The 23081-nt window shown below is 59.0% G+C and carries 12 protein-coding genes and 7 pseudogenes; 4 read left to right on the top strand and 15 right to left on the bottom strand.

Annotated elements, in window-relative coordinates:
* Window positions 1-271: 271 nt before the first annotated feature.
* Window positions 272-1285: a class I SAM-dependent methyltransferase gene (locus tag EJ073_RS22760; protein WP_126059309.1), complete on the top strand. Its 1014-nt coding sequence runs from the start codon at window positions 272-274 to the stop codon at window positions 1283-1285.
* A 570-nt stretch (window positions 1286-1855) separates the two neighbouring features.
* Window positions 1856-1951, top strand: a pseudogene (locus EJ073_RS32380) (IS6 family transposase); the annotation flags it as partial.
* 983 nt (window positions 1952-2934) lie between these two features.
* On the opposite strand, the gene EJ073_RS22750 reads toward EJ073_RS32380, so the two are convergent.
* From EJ073_RS22750 to EJ073_RS32370, 3 genes and pseudogenes are all read right to left on the bottom strand, one after another.
* A complete protein-coding gene (locus EJ073_RS22750; RefSeq protein ID WP_126057693.1) occupies window positions 2935-4371 on the bottom strand; it encodes an amidase in 1437 nt (478 codons plus the stop codon).
* Between the two features lie 1428 nt (window positions 4372-5799).
* Window positions 5800-5901, bottom strand: a complete 102-nt coding sequence (locus EJ073_RS32375) for an IS110 family transposase (protein ID WP_245455761.1) — start codon at window positions 5899-5901, stop codon at window positions 5800-5802.
* Between the two features lie 245 nt (window positions 5902-6146).
* A pseudogene (locus tag EJ073_RS32370) lies at window positions 6147-6545 on the bottom strand (hypothetical protein); the annotation flags it as partial.
* 445 nt (window positions 6546-6990) lie between these two features.
* Here EJ073_RS32370 and EJ073_RS22740 point away from each other — a divergent pair.
* Window positions 6991-8799, top strand: a complete 1809-nt coding sequence (locus tag EJ073_RS22740) for an ABC transporter ATP-binding protein (protein WP_126057692.1) — start codon at window positions 6991-6993, stop codon at window positions 8797-8799.
* 278 nt (window positions 8800-9077) lie between these two features.
* On the opposite strand, the pseudogene EJ073_RS32365 reads toward EJ073_RS22740, so the two are convergent.
* The 8 genes and pseudogenes from EJ073_RS32365 to EJ073_RS22705 form a co-directional block, all read right to left on the bottom strand.
* Window positions 9078-9171 (bottom strand): annotated as a pseudogene (locus tag EJ073_RS32365) (hypothetical protein); the annotation flags it as partial.
* Between the two features lie 164 nt (window positions 9172-9335).
* Window positions 9336-10258 (bottom strand): annotated as a pseudogene (locus tag EJ073_RS22730) (tyrosine-type recombinase/integrase).
* Entirely contained in the window at window positions 10255-11178 is a 924-nt protein-coding gene (locus EJ073_RS22725; RefSeq protein WP_126057691.1) for a tyrosine-type recombinase/integrase, read from the bottom strand. The pseudogene EJ073_RS22730 and the gene EJ073_RS22725 overlap by 4 nt, the downstream one beginning before the upstream one ends.
* Window positions 11175-11662: pseudogene (locus EJ073_RS32360) on the bottom strand (tyrosine-type recombinase/integrase). The gene EJ073_RS22725 and the pseudogene EJ073_RS32360 overlap by 4 nt, the downstream one beginning before the upstream one ends.
* A 419-nt stretch (window positions 11663-12081) precedes the next feature.
* Complete coding sequence (locus EJ073_RS32355; RefSeq protein WP_245455317.1) at window positions 12082-12393, bottom strand: hypothetical protein; 312 nt, start codon at window positions 12391-12393, stop codon at window positions 12082-12084.
* A 154-nt stretch (window positions 12394-12547) separates the two neighbouring features.
* Window positions 12548-14036, bottom strand: a pseudogene (locus tag EJ073_RS22715) (IS66 family transposase); the annotation flags it as partial.
* Window positions 14037-14081: 45 nt separating this feature from the next.
* The gene (tnpB, locus tag EJ073_RS22710; protein WP_126057690.1) at window positions 14082-14429 is read right to left on the bottom strand and encodes an IS66 family insertion sequence element accessory protein TnpB; all 348 of its coding nucleotides are present in this window, start codon (window positions 14427-14429) and stop codon (window positions 14082-14084) included.
* Window positions 14426-14821, bottom strand: coding sequence for a transposase (locus tag EJ073_RS22705; protein WP_190233800.1), 396 nt, complete (start codon window positions 14819-14821; stop codon window positions 14426-14428). The genes tnpB and EJ073_RS22705 overlap by 4 nt, the downstream gene beginning before the upstream one ends.
* 301 nt (window positions 14822-15122) lie before the next feature.
* On the opposite strand from EJ073_RS22705, the gene EJ073_RS32350 reads away from it, so the two are divergent.
* Window positions 15123-15347 (top strand): hypothetical protein, encoded by a 225-nt coding sequence (locus EJ073_RS32350; RefSeq protein WP_245455316.1) that lies wholly within the window; start codon window positions 15123-15125, stop codon window positions 15345-15347.
* Between the two features lie 96 nt (window positions 15348-15443).
* Here EJ073_RS32350 and EJ073_RS22695 read toward each other — a convergent pair whose 3' ends face one another.
* The 4 genes and pseudogenes from EJ073_RS22695 to EJ073_RS22680 form a co-directional block, all read right to left on the bottom strand.
* The gene (locus EJ073_RS22695; protein ID WP_126057688.1) at window positions 15444-17918 is read right to left on the bottom strand and encodes an FAD-dependent oxidoreductase; all 2475 of its coding nucleotides are present in this window, start codon (window positions 17916-17918) and stop codon (window positions 15444-15446) included.
* A gap of 1124 nt (window positions 17919-19042) precedes the next feature.
* Window positions 19043-20224 (bottom strand): Xaa-Pro peptidase family protein, encoded by a 1182-nt coding sequence (locus EJ073_RS22690; RefSeq protein WP_126057687.1) that lies wholly within the window; start codon window positions 20222-20224, stop codon window positions 19043-19045.
* Window positions 20225-20999: 775 nt separating this feature from the next.
* A pseudogene (gene sucD / locus EJ073_RS22685) lies at window positions 21000-21866 on the bottom strand (succinate--CoA ligase subunit alpha); the annotation flags it as partial.
* A gap of 12 nt (window positions 21867-21878) precedes the next feature.
* The gene (locus EJ073_RS22680; protein WP_126057686.1) at window positions 21879-23063 is read right to left on the bottom strand and encodes a malate--CoA ligase subunit beta; all 1185 of its coding nucleotides are present in this window, start codon (window positions 23061-23063) and stop codon (window positions 21879-21881) included.
* Window positions 23064-23081 lie beyond the last annotated feature (18 nt).

The following is a 23081-nucleotide window of genomic DNA, read 5'->3' as shown; positions in this document are numbered from 1 at the left end:
TCTGCGGCTCTTACGCCAGCAAATTTGACGCAAGGTAGGAGGTGGTCGCCGAAAGTTGATGGAAAAATTTAGAGCACGAGACAGTGGCAGTCGACGATGATGACCTATCTTCGTTTCCGGCCACAGCCGCCGCTTTCAATGATGGACAACTAACCTGATGACCAAGCGTAGCAAGAATAGCGTTTCTTCTCGATCGATGCACCTAGAGCAGCAGCCTCATGCTTGCACTGCCCGAGGTTGTGGCGTCGAGCAATTCGCCGGGGCGACCGAAATGGAACAGCAGATGCAAGATTTTTTTAGGGAGTGCGATAAAGCGCCCCGACTGAATGAAATGGCCGAATTTTTCTCGGCGACGGCTGCTGGACGATCAGGAGTTCCGACCAAATTGCCGCGCGTTGATCCGCGACTTTTCCAAGGGGATGAGGCGCTGGTAGGCTTAAACAATGTGCAACGCCAGATCTGGGGCCGTTTCGGCCCTCATTATTTTAGCAGTATTCCTTATCGTCTTGAGGAGGACATTCGCCTTGGCGATGCGTTCTTGCGATATGGATTCACTGGGCATGATGACAGCCTGACTCGAATCTATATACTCGGCGCCGCCGAAGGCATACTTGCTCGAACGCTAGCCAAATTAGGCAAGGGAAAGATTCAAACTCTTTCGTGCAGTCCGAATAAGGAAAACGAGGAGAGCTTCTTTCTTCACGGACGACCCGAACATGCGACGTTCTTCCTGGGCCCATTCCATCACTTGACCCGAAGTCGAATGGTCGCGACGCCGGGGCTCAAGCAATTTTCCGACGGATTCGACATCATCTTGGAGGACACCACGTTTCAAATGTATTCGCCCAATCGAATGGTGCAGATTGGTTTTGTGAAACGTCATTTGAAAGAAGAAGGCATATTTCTCTTCCTAGAAAAATTCAGAAACGCTGATTCCGATGAATACTTGCGTCGGGAGCTGCAGAAAGATCACGGATATAAGACGCGTTTTTTCAATCCGGATGATATCAAAAATAAAACTGACGTAATTCTCCAGCGTATGAGCCGGAACGAGACGACGCTTGACGATATGTCAGCAGCATTGGCTGCTTATTTCAAATATGGATGCGTGACATGGAATTGCGGAAATTTCTACACGCTAGCTGTCAGCAACAGCGCGGACAATCTGCGAAGACTCATTTCGGCGATGGCTCCGCCCTGCATTCCAAACGAGTATGTCTACATAGAAACTCCCGCGTCGCTGCCGGAATTAGCCATTGAACTACCACCGTTCCGGCGCTTGTGACGCTCGCCATATAAGTGAAGCGGTCGATGCCTTCTGCCCTGCGATCGTTTACGACCAGCGCTTTCTTGGCCAGCACGCTTGCGTCCAACATCAGCATGGCATTTCGGCGGGGATTCACAAAAGGGACAACGCTGAAGAACCACGGGCAATTTTGCTTGGTCTGCGCGACATCAAACCTCGAGATCAGAAAGGGCGAAATCTGCCCATGGCTGCCGATGAGGGTTTTGCGGTGTATTTGGAAGGGAGACTGGTAGGCAACGGACGTTCTCCCAGGCGCTTGTCCCTACCGCTGCGGGAGCGGAACCACAGTAGCATGTAAGGACCACGACAATGGGATTCCCATGGCGCTGCTCAACCGAATGGACAACGCTGTTACCGCGCAAGTGTCCGACGAAATAGCTGCGGTCCCAGATGTCGAGGCTCATCAAGCGCCGCTTCGGCGCGCCAGCGCTTCCTCAGAAAGGCACTGGACCGTCATAGTCCGCCCGAGCGCGTCGTCATCGATGGAGGCAATCGTTTCTGCATGCTACAAATCGCTTGCAGGATCGCTCCCGGCGCCGGCTGAATCCGATCCGGATCCGTCAAAGCCAGTACCTCGACAATCGCATTGAGCCGGACCATCGACGGATCAAGCACCGTATCCCGCCAATGCTCGCCTTCAAGTCGTCCTTCACCGCCGGCATCATACGGTCCGACATCGATATCATTCGTAAGGAGTGCGCCCAGCGAATTTGCCGGGATTGAGCCTGCCCTGCATTTGAACGACGCCGGTGCTCAAGCCGATATTTTTGCGAAACTCGGTTTGATCCAGACATTGTTCAGGGGAGGCAGAGTGGATGTTGAAGAATTGGCGCAGCGGCTGATGAGCCCGAACGGGAGAACGCCTCTTGGGTCGCGTGATGCCGACAAAAAGGTCGTGTCCCATCGGGTGGTGTAGCTCGCCGCCGCCCCTAGCATTTACACCGCTACTAACGGCGCGCTCGCACGAGCGGCTTCGTAACCGCCGAGCTACACCACCCGATGGGACACGACCAGGAATGAAGTCGAACCGGGAGAAGAGCCCAACACTGGACCAAATGAGCGCCACAAGAGGTATGAGGTGCGGGCAGCCAAATGAAGAAAACAAAGCCGGACAGGATACCGCCGGTTCTGCGCTTCCTAAATAACATTGGTGATGGCTATCTTTCATTCCGCAGCTTCTAGCCTCGCCAGGGCTGCTCGCGTCCGGTTGCCCAGCTTGCGTCAGCGCGTCACACACTCATCGGCATGCCTGTTCTCGGCCAGCGCTAGCCAGGCTTTTTGGTTCTCGACCGTCTCCGATCTGTACGAGCGCAGCTGTAAGGAAGAACGTCGTGCAGTCCATGGCCTCAAGCCAGCCTTCGGGAAAGTCTCTTCAGAATCGCACAAATCTAACATAATACGACCTTGTCGTAGCGTCGCGTCACGCTTTTTAGCGCATCTCCCCGCGCCCATCGCACTGTCCATGATCGGCGAAGGGGCGGTGTATGCCCTTTGGGATTGCGCGCTTCCTTGCGAGTACTGAAGTCGGCCCCTAGGCAGTCGGGGCTCCGATCGTGCTGATCCCACGCAGGCGGCCTATTGGTAGGGTGGCCGGACACCCCGGCACGAGTTCGCATGAAGAACGACTCCTATTCACACTCGCCAGCAAACACGGGCGGCCGTCGCGCTGCCCATGGAATCGCCTCCTCCAGGTCGCGGGCGATACGAACAAGGGTCGCCTCCTCACCGAAGCGCCCCACAATCTGAACACCTATGGGTAAGCCGTCCAGGCTTTGGAAAAGCGGCAGTGAAACGGATGGGTGACCCGTGACGTTGAAGATGTGCATGTACTGATGCATCGCTAGATCGGCGCCATGTAGAAAGTCTTCAACGGTCAGGTTCTCGTCAAGAGTCGAGTATGTCCCGTGGCGAAACGCCGTGCAGGGCATTGTGGGAGTTACGAGAATGTCGTAGTCCTTGATTGCTTCACCCACATCGGCCCGAAACTTGCGATCGCGCTGGAATACTTCCCCCGCGTAGGTGAGTGGGCGTTGTTTGCTTTTCCGGTACAGCTTTAGATTGACTGGCTCCAGAGTGTGCTCGTCAATCTTGCGCCCGAGCTCACGGGCGGTAGCATCGAGGGTCAAGAGTCCCATGTGATACATGGCGGCGGCGACCTCTGGATAAAGTGCCGGATGGTAGGGTGGAGGCATTTCTTCGATTCGATGTCCCATGGCCTCAAGGTGCTGCGCTGTGTTTATCACGGCCTCAAGGACGCCCGGGCCTACTTGGCCTTCCACCCACGACGACATTGCCACCCCAACCCGCAGGCTACCGGTCGGACGATGAAGCTCCTCCACATAGGACCGCTCCGGCGGAGCAATAACGAATGGATCGCCCGGATAGGCGCCGCTGAACACATCCAGAGCCGCCGCCATGTCGCGAACGGTGCGACACATAAGGAAGGTGCGACTCCGACTGAGGCCACCGTCCTGCTGGTTCGGGCCACCGGAGACCCGGCCGCGTGAGGGGTTTAAACCGACGAGACCACAGAACGATGCGGGTACACGGATCGAGCCACCGCCGTCGCCGCCGCTAGCGATCGGGACAATTCCCGCAGCCACAGCGGCCGCAGAGCCCGCCGTCGAGCCGCCGGACGTTCGCTCAAGGTTCCAGGGATTGCGGGTGACCCCGCACAACGCGGACTCGCTACTCCCGATCCCCAATTCCGGAGTGGTGGTGCGACCTAAGATACGCAGCCCTGCCGCGCGCGCGCGCTGAATGAAGTAGCTATCCACAGTTGGCCGATAGCCTACAAAGAGCTGACTTCCGCACTCCTGAAGGCGACCGGCCTCGGTAGGCCCCAGGTCCTTGCGCAGGAAGGGCACCCCGGTAAATGGCCCCGTGTCCGCCCCACGCACAGACTCGGCGTCGTCATAGAACTCGACCACGGCGTTGATGGTGGGGTTCATGCGGTTGTGAGCCTCACGCGCCAATTGTACAAGTTCGATTGCGCTGATCTCGCGTCTGTTTACCAGCTCCGCGAGCCCGGTGGCATCGTGGGTAGCGTATTCACGCAGTTTCATCCATTGTTTCCCTTATCACCACGATGGGCTGAAGCTGTCACCGAGAGCATCACGACGCGGGGCTTGCCGCGCTCGAATTGGAAGACTTGAGACGATCTCGCAAGGGATATGTTTCCCGGCGTTCTCGGCCTCGATTTCGTCTTCGCATCCACTCGCCTTCCCCGCCGTTCGCTCCCCAGCGCAGTCAGCGTGCAATCCCGATTGAGATGCATCTCAAGCCTCGAACATGCCTCTTAAATTCGTGAGTCGGACGAGCCAAGTGCCTCGCTCAACCTCAATGGTGGTGGCGCCTCTTGCCGGTCAATCCCAGGCGAACTAGTCGGCGACATGAGACCTTTGTCCCATTGCGCGAATGCTCTAATTCTTGGAAAGTTATGATGCGTCGGATGTCTCGAAACTGGCTAGAATAGAATCAAGATCGTGAGTATCTGAGGTTGAGATGGCCGAAGTGAGCTGACTATCGGAGGAGCTCAGCTACTCGGCTTTCGCCCTCACTGAACCCCGGGGAGACGGCTTTTCACCGCGACGCCCACAGACTCGGTCCCGGCTTACAGCACGCCCTTTCGTTGCCGCTCGCAATAAAACCGACAATTTTTTTGCTTGGTCGAATTTCGTAAGGCATGTGTGATGGTGAAGCGTGCGGCTTCAGGGCCCAGACCTGTCCGGCCGTATGTTCCAAAAAAAAGCATAAGCAAATTCGGGATTGGTCCTTATAGTCTTGCAGACCGCATCGACCTACAAACCTCGGCCCAGCATTGCACTTTCGTGCACCAGCTAGACGCCAAAGTTGTTCTTCCGCTACTGACCTATCGATTGAGCCATTTGTGTACGTCCTCAGTGCTCTGCGGCACATGGTTCAAATTGCTTTCTGCACAAGCGGGTCATTGTGCAGCTTGAACAACTCTGCCTTGTTCCACGTCGTATTGGGGTGAGAATTAAACGTTCGGTCTGATGTATTCTCATCGGCAATCGGAACGGCATCTCATGCCTCATCTTATCATTGGCACGCGCATAAATTCTCTCGCAGCAGAGGCTGGGGCACCGGCCCCTGAAAGGCTGACGAACGCGCTGGCCACCATAGCCGTCCATCCCCAACGCTTCTCGCCCACGCCTTGGGATAGATTCTGCGAGCGGCAGATTAGCAGGCGTAAAGATACACGCTCCTACCTAAGGTTGGGAGGCCGATGAGTTTTTATAATGGGTTATCTAATCGCATCTTCGCGCTCGGACAGCCAGGGCAGCTACTCTTTTGAAGCCGATCCTCTCCCGGAGCTGGAGACCCCATGTCCGCAGGGTGCTCTCGGTTGAGCTACGCGTCAGAATAACCGACGCCGCTTCGTAGAGAAGCCCTCGCAAATGGCCGTCGCGGCGTCTGGATATATAGCCGTCATAATCGATTCTCGCACTGGTAGCAGCGCGTCGTCAGGCCTATCCAGGTCCAACAGATCGGGACGTCTTGAAGTTGTCCGGATCTTCAATGGCAGTGGCGAACGAGGTTGCGGTGATGGTGCCGATGCCCGGGATCGACATGAGCATGCGGCATGCCTCGCTCTGACTTGCATCTGCACGCTTGCGCCCAAGCTCGGCGGCACGGATGCGAATGCCGCGCCAGGCCTCCACATCGGCAGCACGATGAGAGCAAGTTCCTCGTGGTCGATAAGAAGGCGCCGAACGTTCTTCTCGAACGTGGTTCCCCTTACGTGCAGGAACGAGGCAGGCCCGAACGTTTTCATGATTCCACGAATCTGGTTGGAAAGTTCGGTGGTGATCCGGACCAGCCGGGTTCGTGCCGCCACGAGCGTGCGGGTCAGCATGCTGTCAAAACCTTTCACCCGCACCTCACGGAAGAATCCCACCTCTGCAAGATCCGCCAAACCGTCGGCGTCGTTCGCGTCGGTCTTATTCGGCGCCATATCGAGCGCAGCTTTGGCATGGCGAGCATCGATGCATCGCTGGCACCCTTTCCGCGCGTAGCGCGTGATAGAACCAGACGGAAGGGTTCCAGTCTCGAACACCACGCGTTTGGCGGCTGGCACCCGCTTACGGATAAGCTCGGCAATGATCTTTGGATCAGAGGCGCACTTCCCGCGCCAGACGCGCTTGCCCTCACGTCGGATCGCTGTCTCTTCATCGACGCGTCGAGACCGGTATATTCTTCCGTGGCTGTTCTCCATCAGATGCTTGGACCCCACGTCAGGTCGTGAGCCCGTATTTCCATCGTATCAGTGAACAAGCCCCTTCCAAGGATGTGCTTGGTTTCAGGGCGACTCGCTCCCGCTATTGCCCCATGTGGAATATCGCCGTTGCGGCCCTCGATCACACAAGGACAATCCTCGGCAAATCGGCAAACGACAGTTACTGTCGTTTTGTGAGGTTTCCAACACGGCTCTATCCGACATGGAGGCTTGCTGTTTGCCCGACAGCCCATTGAAGTACAAGCCGAAGGTCTTTTGGGGGCAGCTCCTGTCCATCGGCATGATTTGTGCTTGCGTGGTAGTGAAGGACAGGAACTGCCGGCCCGCGATGTGGTGACACTCGAACGAGGAAAGGAAAGCATGATGCGTGCCACATCAGAACGCAAGGCTTTGTTGGGGAGCGTCGGTGCGCCGATCTAGAGGCATGACCCGTTTTCTTCGTGATTTACGCGACAGCGCTTTTTGCAGCGTTCTCGCCTTCACTGTCCGCCACTGGACCAGGGAGCCAGCCCGGCTCGTGATCATCATGACCGCGATCCTAGGCTCCGCGTTGGCAGACGTGCTGACGCCGCTCTACTCGGGCCGTCTCGTCGATGCTGTGGCCCGCGCTTCAACGACGAAAGTCACAGCTTGGGATCCAACGCTTACAGCCTCCTTCATGCTGGTTGCAATCACACTCGGTGCCGTCGTGACGCGACACGTCACTTTCATGGGGATCAACCACATGACGCTGAGGATGATGTCGGATGTGGCGGGAGAAGCATTCCATCGCGTCCAGCGCTTTTCGACAGCCTGGCATGCAAATAGCTTCGCAGGTTCGACTGTACGCAAGATCTCCCGCGGAATGTGGGCGCTCGACCTGATGAACTACACAATATTGAACGAGCTGTTCCGATCGCTTCTTATCCTCATAGGGTCGACCGCGCTGCTCGGCTGGAACTGGCCGATGATGGGTCTGATTGTCGGCAGCGGGTCGCTCTTCTATGTCGCTCTCACCTTCGCATTGTCGCTCGGCTACGTGGCACCGGCGGCGACTCTGGCGAACAGCTGCGACACACGGATCAGCGGTTCTCTCGCGGATGCAATCAGCTGCAACGCGGTCGTCAGGAGCTTCGGCGCGGAAGCGCGGGAAGACGAACGCCTCGCGGCGGTCGTCGCCAAGTGGCGCCATCGAATGCGCCGGAGTTGGTTTCGTGGCACGATCAACATGACAGCCCAAGGTCTAACTTTGGTTGTACTCAGGGCTTCCGTCATCGGCTATGCCTCGATTTTGTGGTCGCGCGGGCAGGCAACCCCTGGCGACGTAGCTTTAGTGCTCGCATCTTTCTTTGTCGTGCAAGGCTATCTCGGCGAGGTCGGTATGCATTTGCGCAAGCTGCAGCGCTCGGTGAACGATATGGAGGAGGTGGTCGATATCCAGAACCAGCCACTTGGGGTAGCTGATATTCCCGGAGCCAAGCCGATCCGGATCACCGAAGGCTCCGTCGACTTTGAGAATGTCTACTTCGATTACGGCAACCATCACCCGATCTATACTGACTTCTCCATTTCAATTAAAGCCGGCGAGCGCGTCGGTCTCGTCGGCCCCTCTGGTTCTGGAAAGACCACCTTCGTAAAGCTCATCCAGCGGCTGTATGACGTGAATGGCGGCCGCATTATGATTGACGGGCAGGATGTTTCGAAGGTGACGCAGACTTCGCTGCGCTCCCAAATCGCGATGGTGCACCAGGACCCCGTCCTATTTCACCGGACACTCAGCGAGAATATCGGCTACGGCCGCCCCGGCGCTAGCCAAGCAGAAATTGAGGAAGCGGCCCGGCTTGCTAGCGCGCATGAGTTCATCGAGGGCCTGCCGAAGGGTTACAGCACGCTGGTAGGCGAGCGCGGTGTGAAGCTCTCTGGGGGCGAGCGCCAGCGAGTAGCAATTGCGCGCGCGTTCCTCGCGAGTGCGCCCGTCCTGATCCTCGACGAGGCGACATCAAGCCTAGACTCTGAATCGGAGGTGCTCATCCAAAAAGCGATGGAGCGGTTAATGGTCGGGCGGACCACGCTGGTCATCGCGCACCGGCTCGCGACGGTGCGCACGCTCGATCGGCTGCTCGTCTTCGACGGCGGCCATATCATCGAGGAAGGCGATCATGCCGCCCTGACCCGTCTCGACGGCGGCACCTACCGCCGCCTGTTCGAGCGGCAAGCGCTGGAATTGGCCGAGGGCCTCGCTTCAGGCGCGTGACGCTGACATCCGCCTTACCATCCATCCTCCGAGTCGGGATGACAACGCCTGACCATACCATTCGGAACAGCGACACTACCGGCACACATTTTGCTTGAGGCAATGCGGGGGTCAAATCCTCACTTCGCTTGACACGGGTGCTGGAATGAGCCCCGAAAGGTGGATGTTTGCGGAGGAGAGTGTGTCCCCTAAATTCGAAGGTACTCTTATGTTCGTGGTCAGAGTGACGGATAGACTTTTTTCGCCCCAGGTCCTTTGTAACAGGGTAAGCGGTGTTCTCAGGCCACGGCCTTGAGCTCGAGCTTGTTGATGTAGACCCAAGGCAGGAGATCGTCGATCTGGCTGTTGGGGTGGCCGTTGACGATCCTGGTGAGGACATCGGCGAGATAGCCGAGCGGTTCGACACCATTGAGCTTGCAGGTTTATGCCGACCGCCGAGCTATGCCGAGCGCCTCTTCCGATCATGGCGGTATGAAGCGCTTTGCCCGCCATTTCGACCAAGAACCGGTCGTTGACATTCGGCATAGTTCTCATGCTCAAAGGGCGTTCAGGAACGCAAGAAGCCGGTCGTTTGGTCGAAATCGTTCGGCCTTTGCGCGTTCGTATGGCTTCAGCTTGGCAAGTGCGGATTCCTTCAGCTCAAGATGTGCGTGAAGATAGGTCAGCGTCGTTACCATCGCCTCATGACCCAGCCATAGGGGGATGACCGAACAATCGACGCCCGCTTGCAGCAACTCCATGGCAGCGCTGTGTCTCAAAACATGGGGCGACACCCGCTTCGAGCGGAGGGTGACGCAGTGTTCGCGAGCCTTGGCGACATATTTGTTCAGCAGCGCCTGCACGCCGTCGGCGCTCAGCCTGCCGCCGTGCATGTTCGGAAAGAGAGCCGTTGCACCCCGCATCCTGGGCTCGTTGAGCCAGCCCCGAAGGGCTTGCTGTGCAACCTTGGTGAGCGGCGTACTTCGCTCCTTGCGGCCCTTGCCAAGGCATCGCACGTCTCCGAGACCCGCAACCCCGTTTGCGCGGCCAGCAACAGCAGAGTGTAATCACGGCCAGGATCGCCTCAATCTCGGGCCTGGTGAGAAACTGAAGCTGTCGCTTGTCGCATCGCTTGCTCGGGAGCGCGAGCACGCGTTGAATCTGGGCGCTATGGGCCGGCTCCTCGAACGACGCATATCTGAAGAAAGACCGAATGGCCGAAAGACGGAGATTCCGGGTCCTCACTGAGGCGGATCGCAGTGTCTCGAGGTCCTCCAGGAATGCGCCGATGAAAGGCGCGTCCAAATCCCGCAGTGTCAACTGCGACGGAGACCTGCCAAGGCGTGTCTGCACGAATGCAAACAGGAGCCGGAAGGTGTCGCGATAGGAGGCGATGGTTGGAGCTTACGCCTCGATGTCGCATGAGCCGATCGGTGAACCACCGCTCGATCAGCACGGCCAGATCGTTCGGGGCACTCATGAGTGAACCTCCCACCGCTTATCCAGCAGTCGCGCGGCATGGGTCATTAGCTCTGGCGCGGCGGATAGATACCAGTAGGTGTCGCGAACATTGGCGTGGCCGAGAAAGGTCGAGAGGACCGGCAGTTCCCGCTCGACATCTTCGCCCGCACGATACCAGTTGGTCAGGGCGTGGACGGCGAAACGGTGACGAAGATCGTGAATCCGCGGACCATTGCGCTGCCCCCGCTGCCGCAGACCGATCTGTCGCGACAGCTGCCAGCACACCCGGTGCACGTATTGGTGCAGCAATCTGCCGCCCTGCTCGGCGACAAAGAAATAGGGGCTACGAGGCGCGACGAGATGCGCGTCGCGTCGCGCGGCATAGTCCGACAGCACGGCGACCGTCGTGGCATGGAGCGGGACCAGCCGCGACTTGCCGAACTTCGTCTCCCGAATGGTGAGGATACCTTGGTCGAGATCGACGTCGTCCCGGAGCAGGTCGAGCGCTTCGGAATGGCGTAGCCCGGCCACCGCTATAAATCCGAACAGGCAATGATATGTCCAGCGACGCAGCGCGTTGGCCGGCGGCAGCGACAGTGCCGCCGCCAGAAGCGCCGTGATCTCAGCATCGGTATAGATGTAGGGCTTTGCACGCCGCGCCGGCGACACAGCGTCTTGAGGTGGCACTTCCGTCAGGGGATCGAAATGAGCGAGGTGCTGAGCGAAGCAGCGCACATCGGTCAGGCGGATGGACCAACTCGGTTGTCGGCCGATCAACGTCACCCACTTCATCGCCAGCGCCGTGGTGACGGTCTCGGCGCCGCAAGCCTCCATAAAAGTGACGAAATCCGACAACCGCCGAGCGGGGCCATGATACTTGTATCCCAATCCCTGGCGCATGCCCACATAGCGCTCGAGCGCTGTTCGAAGACGGCTCATTGGACACCTCCCGACCACGGCAGGCTCAGTTCGCGCAGCTTCTCGATGTCGAGCTTGGCACAGATCCTTGTGCTGTCGATGCTCCGGTGACGAAGCAACTGGCCGATCTCGGCAAAGCTGGCCCCCGACCGCAGCAGGTCGGTCGCAAGGCTGTGGCGGAAGAGATGCGCGCCGTGGTGCGCATAGCCGTGAATACCCGCCCGCTCGAGGGCCTCCTTCGCGAGGCAAAGCCGACGTGCGGAGCAAGCATTCGCAGAAATAACCGGCGACACGGTGAAGCGGGTCGCCCATGCCGGATGTAGGCGACGATAGCTGCACCGACGTCGTGGCGTAGCGGCATCATCGCTTGCCGCCGCCCCTTGCCATGGACGAGGACTCTGCCCGACTGCCAATCGATATCGTCAAGACTGAGCGCGGCAACCTCGCTGGCGCGCAAGCCCAGCTTGGCCAGCGCCATCAAAACCGCATAGTCGCGAAGGCCCATTGCCGTGGTCCGATCGCAGGCATCGAGAACCACCTGAACCTTCTGTGGTGGCAGGAAGGTTGGTAGGCCAGCAAGCCGCCAGCGACGGATCGACGGCACACAATTGGCCAAGGCCACCGAAATGAAGCCCTTCAGATGCAAATAGCGCAGGAAGGCGCGCACCACCCCGCACATTGCCTTGCCGCTGTCGGCGGAGCCATCGAGAGCATGTCGCTCGACATAACCGATGACGATCTCCGGGGTGAGCGCTGCAAACGCATCTGCGCCAGCCGGACAGACCTCCTGCAGAAATCGGCGCGATAGCAGCTTGTGGCTTTCCACCGTCGAGCGGGCGAGCCCCCTCTCATTCGTGAGGTAAGCCGCGAACACATCAACAATCTGCTCGTACTCCGTGCGCTCAATCGGAAGGGCGGTTGGTATCAAACCTTCTTGCCGTAACGCGGCAAGCAAGCGCCGGAGCGCCGATCGGTGCCCGAATCGATGCTCCAGTGCTTGGAACGGTGCTCAAGAAACCGCTCAACATGAACTTCGCTTAAATCCTGGAGATCGTGCCCGTTGCCGACATGCCAGTCATTCAGCTCACGAAATAGGCTTGACGATCGCCAGGTGCATTGCCGACCGAAGCCTTCGTCCGACAATCTGCCCGCATAAACGCGTGCAAACTCGCCAAATGGCCCGTGGAGCAGCTTCCGATACAGTGTGCTGCGTTGCAGATAGTCACTTGCGTTCATATGTCCTCTCCTTCGCGTCTAATTGCGACGGAGAGAGCCTAAGCTATGCCGATCCAGCTACCGCTACGTTGAGGAAAGTGTTGGTAAAAACTTGCTCACTCGGCATAGTTCGGCGGTCGGCATAAACCTGCTTATGCCGCGCGCGGTATAAGCAGGTGTTGATCAGCGTCGCCATGAAGGCAGCCCGATCGGCACCTCGATCGGAGCCCGCGAACAACCAAGCTTTTCTGCCGAGAGCAAACCACGCAGCGCGCGTTCGGCCGCGTTGTTAGTGAGGCAAATCCGGCCATCGCCGAGGAAGGTCGTGAACCCTTCCCAGCGCTTCAGCATATAGTCGATTGGCTCGGCGACCGGAGAGCTGCGCGACAGTTTTGCCCGCTCTGCCCGCATCCAGGCCTCAAGTTCGGTGGCGAGAAGACGGCTTTCCTGCCGGCGTCGTTGCAGACGTTCGTCGGGGACGAGTCCGTTGATGTCGCGCTCGATATCGAACAGGGCGTCGACGCGTTTGACCGCCTCAAGCGCGATCGGCGAGATCGGCGCGGCGTTCTTGCCACGCTTGGCATTCGTTGCGATGTCGGCAAGCACGAAGAACTTGCGGCGCGCATGCGCCCAGCACAGCGCCTGGGTCAGCGGACCGGGATCACGGTCCACCTTGAAGAGCGGATTGTAGCCGCCATAGGCATCGGCCTGCAGAATGCCGGTGAAGCTCCGCAAATGACGCTCGGGATGTTCCTGCCGCCGATCGCGCGAGGCATAGTAGAGCGCCGCCGGCGGCGATGTTCCGCCGAACGGCCGGTCATCCCTGACGTAGGTCCAGATGCGACCGGTATCGGTCTTGCCGCGGGCCAGGATCGGCACGGTCGTGTCATCGGCATGTAGGCGGTCAGCACAAGCACATGGGCCTCGATCAGCGTATGCACCGGCTTGAGCGCCGCGGCACAAGCTCCGACCTGATCGGCCAGTGTGGAAAGGCTGAGGTCGATGCCCTCGCGGGCATAGCGCTCGCTCTGCCGGTTCAGCGGCTGGTGCTGGGCGAACTTCTCGAACAGGATCATCGCCAAAAGGTTCGGCCCGGCAAAGCCGCGCGGCGTCACATGGAAGGGCGCCGGCGGCTGCGAGATCTTCTCGCATTCGCGGCAAGAGAACTTCTCGCGCACGGTCTGGATCACCTTCCACTGGCGCGGGATCACCTCCAGCGTCTCGGTAACGTCCTCGCCAAGCTTGGCCAGCTTGCCCGAACCGCAACACGGGCAGTTCGCCGGCGCGGCTATGACCACGCGCTCACGGGGCAGATGTTCGGGGAAAGGCTTGCGCGACGGTCGCTTGCGCTCGAACGCCCTGACCGTCGAGGAGCGTGCCGTCAGTTCCGCCGCCAATTCGTCCTGGCTGGCGTCGGCTTCCAGTTCCTCAAGCTGCAACTCCATCTGTTCGAGAAGCCGCGCCTTGCGCTCCGAGCGGCGGCCATGGATCTCGCGCTTCAGCTTCTCGATCTCCAGCCTGAGTCGGGCGATCAGCGCATCCGAGTGCGAGTTCACGGCTTGCGCGCGGGCGGCGACTGCTTGCGCCTCCCGGCAGGCTGCACGCTCGGCGAGCGCGTGCGCACTGGCAAGATCACCAGGAAGCTGATCGGCTGCATCGGTCATGGCGCGATGGAATCATATTCGCTCCCGCCATGCCAGCGGTTTTGCTCATCCCGCCGAGCTTGGACGCCAGGTTTTTTGCGGCATTCGCCAGTCGATGCCTTCGAGCCGATAGCCAAGCTGAGCGGGCGTGATCACCACCGTACCGTCGGCCGCCGAGGGCCAGATGAAGCGGCCGCGCTCGAGCTTCTTCGTAAACAGGCATGCACCCTGGCCGTCGTGCCAGGTCACCTTGATCAGCCCTCCCTGCCGCCCGCGGAAACAGAACAAATGACCGCTGTGCGGATCGCGCTTCAATGTCTCCTGCACCATCAGCGACAGGCCGGGGAAGCCCTTGCGCATATCCGTATAGCCAGTGGCGAGCCACACCTTCACACCGCTCGGGATCGAGATCATCGCCGCTCCAGCACATCCAGGATCCGGCCGAGCGCCTCGCTATCGATATCACTCTCGACCCGCAGGCGGCGGGCGCCGCCAAGCTCGATCGTCACCATGCTGCTCTTCTTGCGCGGTCGGGAGATCGGCGGTGGCTGCGCAGGCGCAGGTGGCGCTGGCAGTGCCTCGACGACCTCCACGGGAACGAGCTGCGGCACGAACGGCGCGGAGATCTGGCAGAGCTCCTTGCGCCACCGGAAAAGCTGGCTCACATGGATGCCAGCCGATCGCGCAATCTCGGAAACACTGGCCCCAAGCTCAAACGTCGCGGCGACCAGCCGCTCCTTCTCCTCGCGAGACCAGCGCCGGCGCCGCTCGACCGACGTGATCACTTCGATCTGATGCTTCGTCACAGGGCTACTCCTAGTGCTTGCACTAGGACTTGCAGCCTTCAGCCTACCTCAGCAAGGCGGCCGTCACCGTGGGGATACGACCTGCCCGGTTGCGCCGAAAGCGCGGATCCGTAGGGTGTCGCGTCGCCCGCCGGCTCCCGACTGTTTAAGGAGGAGCCGATGAGACGTGTGATTGGAATGGACATCCACCGCACCTTTGCGGAGGTGGTGGTTTGGGAAGACCGCCGGCTCCGCCATCACGGATGGGTCGACATGACCCGCTCGGGACTGGAAGGCTTCGGCCGCAGTTTGCGACGGACGGATGAGGTTGTCATCGAAGCTACGAGGCAATGCCATGGCGGTGGTGCGGGTTCTGTCGCCCTATGTCGACCGGGTGATTGTCGCCAACCCGATGCTGGTGAAGGCGATCGCCCGGCAAAGCAGAGGCAGCTCGCTCTCAAGGCTGGCGCGCCGGGCGAAGCCTCAACTCGGAGCTCATCGAAACCTCGTCATAGCTCCGCCGGCCGAGCGGTCCAATGAGCCATAAGGAAAGTGAGCCGGCCGCTTCGAAGATAATCGCGGAGCGGATCCGCTTGGGGGGAGGACGAGAACCAGCTCTCTCCACCTCCACAGTGGCGCACGACTATTGCTTAGCCCGATCCCCGTTTGGATCGAAAAACGCCCGGAGCGACGCGTCACATGCATAGAGTTTGCCGGCGATCTCGATTTCCCATCGACTGTTTTCGATCAGGTCCTTCGTGACACCAGCGGAGTGGTTTACATATCCCATTCCGATTGACGTCCCGATCGTAAAGCTCTTCACGCCGGAGGAAATATATCCGACAATCCTCCCGTCACAGAGGACAAGCTCTTCATGAAAGAGGACAGGCTTCGGATCGCGAAGCTTGAATAATACCAGTCGTTTTTTAAGCGGTCCGGATTTTTTCTGGCATGTCAACGCCTCTTTTCCTATAAAGCCGCCTTCTTTATTCCAGTCCACCGTGAATCCTAACCCCGCTTCAAGCAACGTATCCACTGGCGTCAGATCGAGCTGGTATTCTCGGTAGGCGCGCTCGGACCGCAGATGTTCAAGGGCGTGGTATCCTGCAGCCTTGAGCCCATACGCCTGGCCGGCCTCCCAAACAACGTCAAACACGTGCTGTGCCATCTCGGTTGGAATATGAAGCTCCCAGCCAAGCTCTCCGATATAGGTCAATCTATTGGCTATAACACGAGCATATCCGATATCGATTTCCTGACTGGTGGCGAATGGAAACGCCGAGTTCGCGAGATCTATATCAGTTACCTGGGATAGGATCTCGCGCGATCGCGGGCCTTGCAATGACAGGACCGCGTACCCGGAGGTGAGATCGGTGACCGTGACATTCCATTCGTCAGTAATGTGTTTTGTTATCCAGGCCTGATCCCGGGGATGGACGGTCGCTGACGAGATGATTAGGAACTCTGTCTGCGACAATCGGTTTACAGTGATGTCTGTTTCTATCCCGCCCTTTTCATTGAGCATGTGGGTGTATACCAACTTTCCCACCGGTACATCCACGTTGCCGGCGCAAAGCCACTGAAGAAAACGGCAGGCATCACGACCCTGCACCAAGTGTTTACCGAAAGAGCTTTGGTCCAACAAAATAGCATCGTTGCGGGCAGCCTGGCATTCCTGACTGGTATACTTGAACCAGTTAGGCTCATCGTAGGAGTAGACGTTTGTAGTCGATACCCCCTCCCCCGCGAACCACATGGGACGCTCCCATCCCATTCCTTCGCCAAAGCTGGCACCAAGCCTCGCCCACCGGTCGTGAAGAGCGCTTTTGCGGACACCTCGGGATGTCTCAGGCTGGTACGCCGGCCAATGCATCTTGTAATGAAGGCCCAGCACTTCGGCTGTGCGATCGTGCAAATATCGCTTGTTGATCTGGAAGGGATGAAATCGGGCGACATCGACAAAGCTGATGTCCATTTGAGGCTCGCCGGCGATGATCCACTCTGCCAGTGCTCGTCCGGCTCCTGCCCCGTATTCAATGCCCTCTGAATTATATCCGGTGGAAACGAAGAGATTTTTCGATCCGGGAACTTCCCCAATCATGAACAGAAGGTCGGGGGTGAAACTTTCAGGACCATTGAAAAACTTTCCAATGCCGCAGTTCGCAAGATCAGGAACAATCTCTATCGCTTTGGTCATCGGTAGCTCAAAGTGATCCCAGTCATCAGGAAGCTCGATGTACGCCGTTTCCTTCGGAAGCTTCCCCATCGGCAAAGGTTTTCCCCAAGGCTCGAAGGCACCAACCAAGAGCTTTCCTGTATCTTCCTTGAGATACACATGCCCGTCGGTGTCGCGTAGCACTGGCAAGGTGGGCGTCACAAAATCCATGGCTTCGGTCACTACATAAAAGTGCTCTGCCGCGTATATCGGAATTCGTGCACCTAATTTCGACGCTAGTTCTCTGGTCCAAAGCCCACACGCAAGTACGAGAATTTCAGCTTCAACAACTCCGTCATTAGTTCGAACTTGGTAGTGCCCGTCTGCTGTGCGCCAGAGGTCTGTGACTTCTGCGTTTTCGCAAATTTTTACCCCGTTCTTTTTGGCGCCAAGAGCTAACGCCATGCATGTGTCGACAGGATTGGTTTGGCCGTCCCCAGGGATAAAGACTGCGCCTTCGATGATTGACGCGTTGAGCGCTGGATAGAGTTTTTTCGCCTCGCTCGGCGAGATCATGTTGGCCTCAAGGCCAAAACTTTTGGCGATCGAGGCGTTGCGTGCAGTTTCGTAGAGGCGTTCCTTGGTTCTGGCTACCCCAAGCGTGCCATTTCGCTTGAATCCGGTAGCTTGGCCGGTCTCGGCCTCCAGCGCGGAGTAAAGTTCAGCATTGTATTTTGCGATCTCCGTCAGCGCGTGCGTACCACGCGTCTGCATAATCAAACCCGCTGCGTGCCAAGTAGTACCGGACGTAAGACTGTTGCGCTCCAAGAGTGCGACGTCCTTCTTACCATTCCTTGCCAGGTGAAAGGCAACACTTGCGCCCGCGATCCCTCCGCCAACTATGAGGATCTCGTGGTGGCGAGTCGGTATCTCACGAGGACGGAAGGGCGGATTCGTAATCATATGTATCCTTGTTCGTTTTCACTCGGAACTGGCAGCGGCAAGGTGTTTCGACGAGTTTGGCCATCTTGAGCTTCTGCGGGCGCTCCCACGCATTTCCAGTCCCATGATCATTAGTCGGTCACTTTCCAGCAGACTAAGCGCCGAGGCTCGCGCTGATCGCGCTAAATGTGCCGCAACAGCGATGTCCTTCTGCGTATTCTTCGGTTCGACGCTGAATTATTGCGCGAAGTGAAAGGGAGTTGGGCAGACTGCGAACACTTTCACAGCAGCCCGAGCGCCCGGATGGTAAATTGCGCCGTCTATCAGATAGCGGCCCTTGGCCCGGATAGCTGGAATAGGGACAGGTCGCGTGCCTACCCGGGCCACGTGATAACCGCGTCCTTCGCGACAGCCCTCGACAGCGCTTTAGCGAGCGAGCGGCTTGGCTGGACCATGTAGGTCGCCGATACAAACTGCTTGAGGAGCACAGGTGACCGATAAAACGATGAACGCTCGAAGAGAAGACCCCAACGCCGACTATCCTGCAAGACATGGTCGCCTTTGCCGCCGAGCGGCCGAGGAAGCAGGAGATTGGCGCCACCCTGCCCCCGGCGAGAAGAATCCGTTGCGCACTGCGCGGCGCAACGGCTTGTCCCGAGCGCGACTGCGAGACCCGCGTCGGCACATCGAGCTGCGCCTCCCAAGCTGCGGAGGGCTCCTATGAGCTGCTGACGGCCGTCGTGCAGGAGGTGGCGGGAACAACCAATAGGGCCGCTGCTGACCAGGCCCGGCGGAGGTCCCAGCTCGTCGCCATACGGCAGCTCCACGCAAAGCTGCATCCACACATGGCGATGAAGGAGCTTTGCTAGGCCACATGAGCCATCATCCGCTCATTGGCCTGAAGGCAGCGGCGCTGATGAACCGGCCAGAGAGTGCGGCGACCAAGTCCTCAGCTACACCCTTCCGGGGGCACGATCCCGCGTCGATTGGGAAAGATCTGCGGCATGGAATGGGTTATGAGTGGCCAGAAAATGATAGTCGACCGACGGGTAACCTCAGCGCCTTCCGGGTAAGATAAAAAGTTAACGGATTGGGAAGCGAAGCACTTCGGCCACCTTCCCATCCGGCTGCCTGAAAGGTTTCAGTTAGTCTACGACAATCAACTCTCGTGCGACGTCGGCGAGCCGCTCGCCACCCTTTTCGGTAACAACAAACGACTCTGAGATTGCGGCTCCGAAGGCAGGAGGCCTCACCCCTGATTGGAAATGGAAGCACATGCCAGCCTGCAGCACGGTCTTTTCGCCGGCGCGAATGCTCACAGTACGCTCGCCCCAGTCTGGCGGAAAATTCATGCCGATTGAGTAGCCGGAACGGCCTTTTTTGACGTACCCGTGGCGGTTCAGAACGCTCAGCCAAACGGTGTTCAGTTCGTCGACGATTACACCCGGCTTTGCCATTTCTAGCACGGCGTCGCCACCTTCGATAATGGCATTGGCGAGGTGTTGGGCCTCCTTAGGAGGCTTTCCCATGTAGACCGTACGCGTCAGAGGCGCGTGATAATGGCGCCTGGCCGCTCCAATCTCCAGGAGAACCAGCCCCGACTTGGGCAGGGGCTTGTCCGACCATGTGAGGTGTGGAGCGTTCGTCTTCTCGTCAACTTGGATCAATGGACAGAGGCTTGTATAGTCACCGTACTTCCCATCAACGCCTCTTGTCTGATCGGCATAAATCTGAGCGACGATTTCGTATTCAGGAACTCCTGGCTTCAGGTTATTGATCGCCTGGCGCATGGTGTGGCTGACAATCCGGCCCGCTTCCCTCATGTAGACGAGTTCGGCGTCGGATTTGACGAGTCGCGCCCAATTAACGAGGCCGCGGCTGTCAGAGAACTTGGCGTTTGGAAGACCCGCGACGAGGTGCTGGTGCGCTCGGGCGGTGTAGAAGTGCGCATCGAGCTCGACCCCAATGCGATCGGATCCCCATCCGCGTGATTTTATGATTTCGCTTACTTCGTCGTAGGGATGCAGTTCCACGTGATGCAGCCGGTCATCGGAGAAGTTGATGATATCCTCAGCAGCCAGGTTCGTCGTCGCACGAGCGCCGTTTACGTCAACCAGCCGTCCGATCCACACCGGCGAGTCCGACTTCAGATGCAATAGAACCACTTGAGGCGTATAGAAGGACCAAGCGTCGTAACCGGTCAGCCAACACATATTCGCGGGATCTTGGCAGATTAGCAGGTCGTATCCTGCTTCCTCCATACGTCTCTTCACGTCTTGGACACGGCGTCGATACTCCGCCGGTTTAAACGGTTTCTCAAAGTCCATTATGTAGTCGTCCTCTGCACCTAGGTTGGCTGACCGGACCAAGCATTCCCGCCCAATCCGTGCTGGTTTCCAACCTAGCATGCTTCAGATGCTTGCTTCGCGCGGACCTCTTCGTCTAATCGCAGAAAACCTGCGTTGTTGGGGCTCCATGCGCAGGTTCACCTCCTTTATTAAACGGCTCGGCCGATGTCCGGGGCTGGGATGCAGCCTTTTGTTGGTGCCAAATAGCCGGACAACGGTGGACATGTGAACCGCCGCTTGATCTCCATGGGGAAGAGCGACGCCGAGGGCGGGGCTCTTCTGGAGAACACTGCAGACGGGCAGGCTGGCGTCGTCAGACCAGATGGACCATCTGGGACGGCCTATGGCCGTGCAAATATCGTGCCCAAAGGGTGTCGTGAAACCGTCTAGGCAAGGCGTTGCGCATGACCCCTGTAGTTGCATTGACGGCGGAGACAATCCCCGGTTTGGACAGCCCAAGACCGAGCTACTGCCACACCACCATGCCGAAGCTCGCTTGGCATGATAGTAGCGGTGACGTGCTGATCCACGACTGCGTGGTTTCGTTTATTCAACTGTCAATCAGCTAAAGACTCGCAACTTGGCTTTCGCAAGATGCGGGGCCACGACATCGATGTGATCGAAGCGCCGCCGAAAGTCGCGCTATTTGCAGGCTCCGTCATGTTGGATGCGACGGACCGGCTCCTTTTACCCGATCCTCAAATTGACCGGTATTTTGCGCTATGCCGCCTTCGTCCCGATCCGCCATCACGCCGGCCACGACCTCGCCGAAGGAGGCTGGCGTCGGCACGATGATGACGCCGGCTTCCTTCAAGATCTCGACCTTCTCCTGAGCAGACTCGCCGAAGGCCGAGATGATCGCGCCGGCATGGCCCATGCGGCGGCCCTTCGGCGCGGACAGCCCGGCGATGTAGGCGATCAGCGGCTTGCGCATATTATCGCGCGCCCAGAGCGCGGCTTCGGCTTCCTGAGGGCCGCCAATCTCGCCGATCATGACCACGGCGTCGGTGTCGTCATCCTGCTCGAACAGTTCCAGGATGTCCTTGAAGGACGAGCCATTGATCGGGTCGCCGCCGATGCCGACGCTGGTCGACACGCCGATTCCCAGCGCTTTCATCTGTGATGCGGCCTCGTAGCCCAGCGTGCCGGAGCGGCCGACGATGCCGACGCGGCCGGGAAGGTAGATGCTGCCGGGCATTATGCCCATCAGCGCCTGGCCGGGCGTGATGATGCCGGCGCAGTTCGGCCCTATCAGCCGCATGCGGTCCTCGAAGCGGTAGCGGCGCATGTAGCGCTTCACCCGCATCATGTCCTGCGAGGGAATGCCGTCGGTGATGCAGACGCAGACCTTGATGCCGGCATCCGCCGCTTCCATGATTGAATCGGCGGCAAAGGGCGGCGGCACGAAGACGATGCTCGCATCGGCTCCTGTTTCGCGCACCGCGCCCTTGACGGTGTTGAACACCGGCAGGCCGAGATGTGTTTGGCCGCCCTTGCCGGGGGTGACCCCGCCGACCACATTGGTGCCGTACCGCTTCATGTCCTCAGCGTGAAAACTGCCGATCTTGCCGGTAAATCCCTGCACGATTGCGCCGGTGTCCCGGTCAAGCAGAATTGCCATTCTATCGTCCCCTCAGCCTGATTTTTTCATCGTGGCGGACCGCCAGGCGGCGACGGCCTTTTCGGCGGCTTCGGCAAGCGTTTCGGCGACGATCACCGCCTCGCCGGAATCGGCCAGGATGCGGCGCCCTTCCTCGACCTTGGTGCCGGCCAACCGCACCACCAGCGGCACGTTGACACCGACCTCGCGTATCGCCTTGACAACGCCTTCGGCGACCCAGTCGCAGCGGTTGATGCCGGCGAAGATGTTGACCAGTATGGTCTCGACATTCTTGTCGCCAAGCACGGCCCGGAACGATTTCGCGACCCGCTCGGGCGAGGCGCCGCCGCCGATGTCGAGGAAGTTTGCCGGCTCGCCGCCGGCGATCTTGATCATGTCCATCGTCGCCATGGCGAGGCCGGCGCCGTTGATGATGCAGCCGATATTGCCGTCGAGGCCGACATAGGACAGGCCACGGTCGCTGGCAAAGGTTTCGCGCGGATCCTCCTGCGACTTGTCGCGCAATTCGGAAATTTGGGGACGACGAAACAGCGCGTTCTCATCGAACGACATCTTGGCGTCCAGTGCCATCAGATTACCGTCACGCGTGACGACCAGCGGATTGATCTCCAGCATCGAGGCGTCGTAGTCGCGAAACACGCGGTAGCAACCAAGCAGGGTTTCGGTCGCCTTGCCAATTAGGTTGTTTTCGAGACCAAGCTCGAAGGCGATCTCGCGCGCCTGATAGTGCTGCATTCCCGCGCCAGGGTCGACCGTCGCGCGAATGATTGAATCTGGCTGCTTTTCGGCGATCTCTTCGATCTCCATGCCGCCGGACGCAGACGCGACGATCATCACCCGCTCGGCTTTACGGTCGAGAACAAAGGCGAGATAGATTTCCTGGCCAATGTCGACGGTCTCTTCGACATAGAGCCGCGACACCAACTTGCCGCGCGGCCCCGTCTGATGCGTCACCAGCTTCCTGCCCAGCATCGCCTCGGCCGCATCGGACACTTCCTGGTCGGACGAGCAGATGCGGATGCCGCCGGCCTTGCCGCGCGCACCGGAATGGATCTGCGCCTTGACCACCCATTTGCCGCCGCCGATCTCGCTGGCACGGTATGTTGCCTGCTCCGGACTGTAGGCCAGCCCGCCGCGCGGCACATGCACGCCATGACGGGCAAGCAGTTCCTTGGCCTGGTATTCGTGGATGTCCATCATGTCCTCCCGGTATTT

It is taken from the genome of Mesorhizobium sp. M4B.F.Ca.ET.058.02.1.1 (genome assembly GCF_003952505.1).
Lineage (GTDB): Bacteria > Pseudomonadota > Alphaproteobacteria > Rhizobiales > Rhizobiaceae > Mesorhizobium.
This window is presented reverse-complemented; position numbering and strand designations above follow the sequence as displayed.

Excerpts from the sequence above, each read along its gene's own strand:
- EJ073_RS22760 (WP_126059309.1), top strand. The coding sequence starts at position 272 with ATGGAACAGCAGATGCAAGATTTTTTTAGGGAGTGCGATAAAGCGCCC.
- EJ073_RS22750 (WP_126057693.1), bottom strand. The coding sequence starts at position 4,371 with ATGAAACTGCGTGAATACGCTACCCACGATGCCACCGGGCTCGCGGAG.
- EJ073_RS32375 (WP_245455761.1), bottom strand. The coding sequence starts at position 5,901 with ATGTCGATCCCGGGCATCGGCACCATCACCGCAACCTCGTTCGCCACT.
- EJ073_RS22740 (WP_126057692.1), top strand. The coding sequence starts at position 6,991 with ATGACCCGTTTTCTTCGTGATTTACGCGACAGCGCTTTTTGCAGCGTT.
- EJ073_RS22725 (WP_126057691.1), bottom strand. The coding sequence starts at position 11,178 with ATGAGCCGTCTTCGAACAGCGCTCGAGCGCTATGTGGGCATGCGCCAG.
- EJ073_RS32355 (WP_245455317.1), bottom strand. The coding sequence starts at position 12,393 with ATGAACGCAAGTGACTATCTGCAACGCAGCACACTGTATCGGAAGCTG.
- tnpB (WP_126057690.1), bottom strand. The coding sequence starts at position 14,429 with ATGATCTCGATCCCGAGCGGTGTGAAGGTGTGGCTCGCCACTGGCTAT.
- EJ073_RS32350 (WP_245455316.1), top strand. The coding sequence starts at position 15,123 with ATGAGGTTGTCATCGAAGCTACGAGGCAATGCCATGGCGGTGGTGCGG.
- EJ073_RS22695 (WP_126057688.1), bottom strand. The coding sequence starts at position 17,918 with ATGATTACGAATCCGCCCTTCCGTCCTCGTGAGATACCGACTCGCCAC.
- EJ073_RS22690 (WP_126057687.1), bottom strand. The coding sequence starts at position 20,224 with ATGGACTTTGAGAAACCGTTTAAACCGGCGGAGTATCGACGCCGTGTC.
- EJ073_RS22680 (WP_126057686.1), bottom strand. The coding sequence starts at position 23,063 with ATGGACATCCACGAATACCAGGCCAAGGAACTGCTTGCCCGTCATGGC.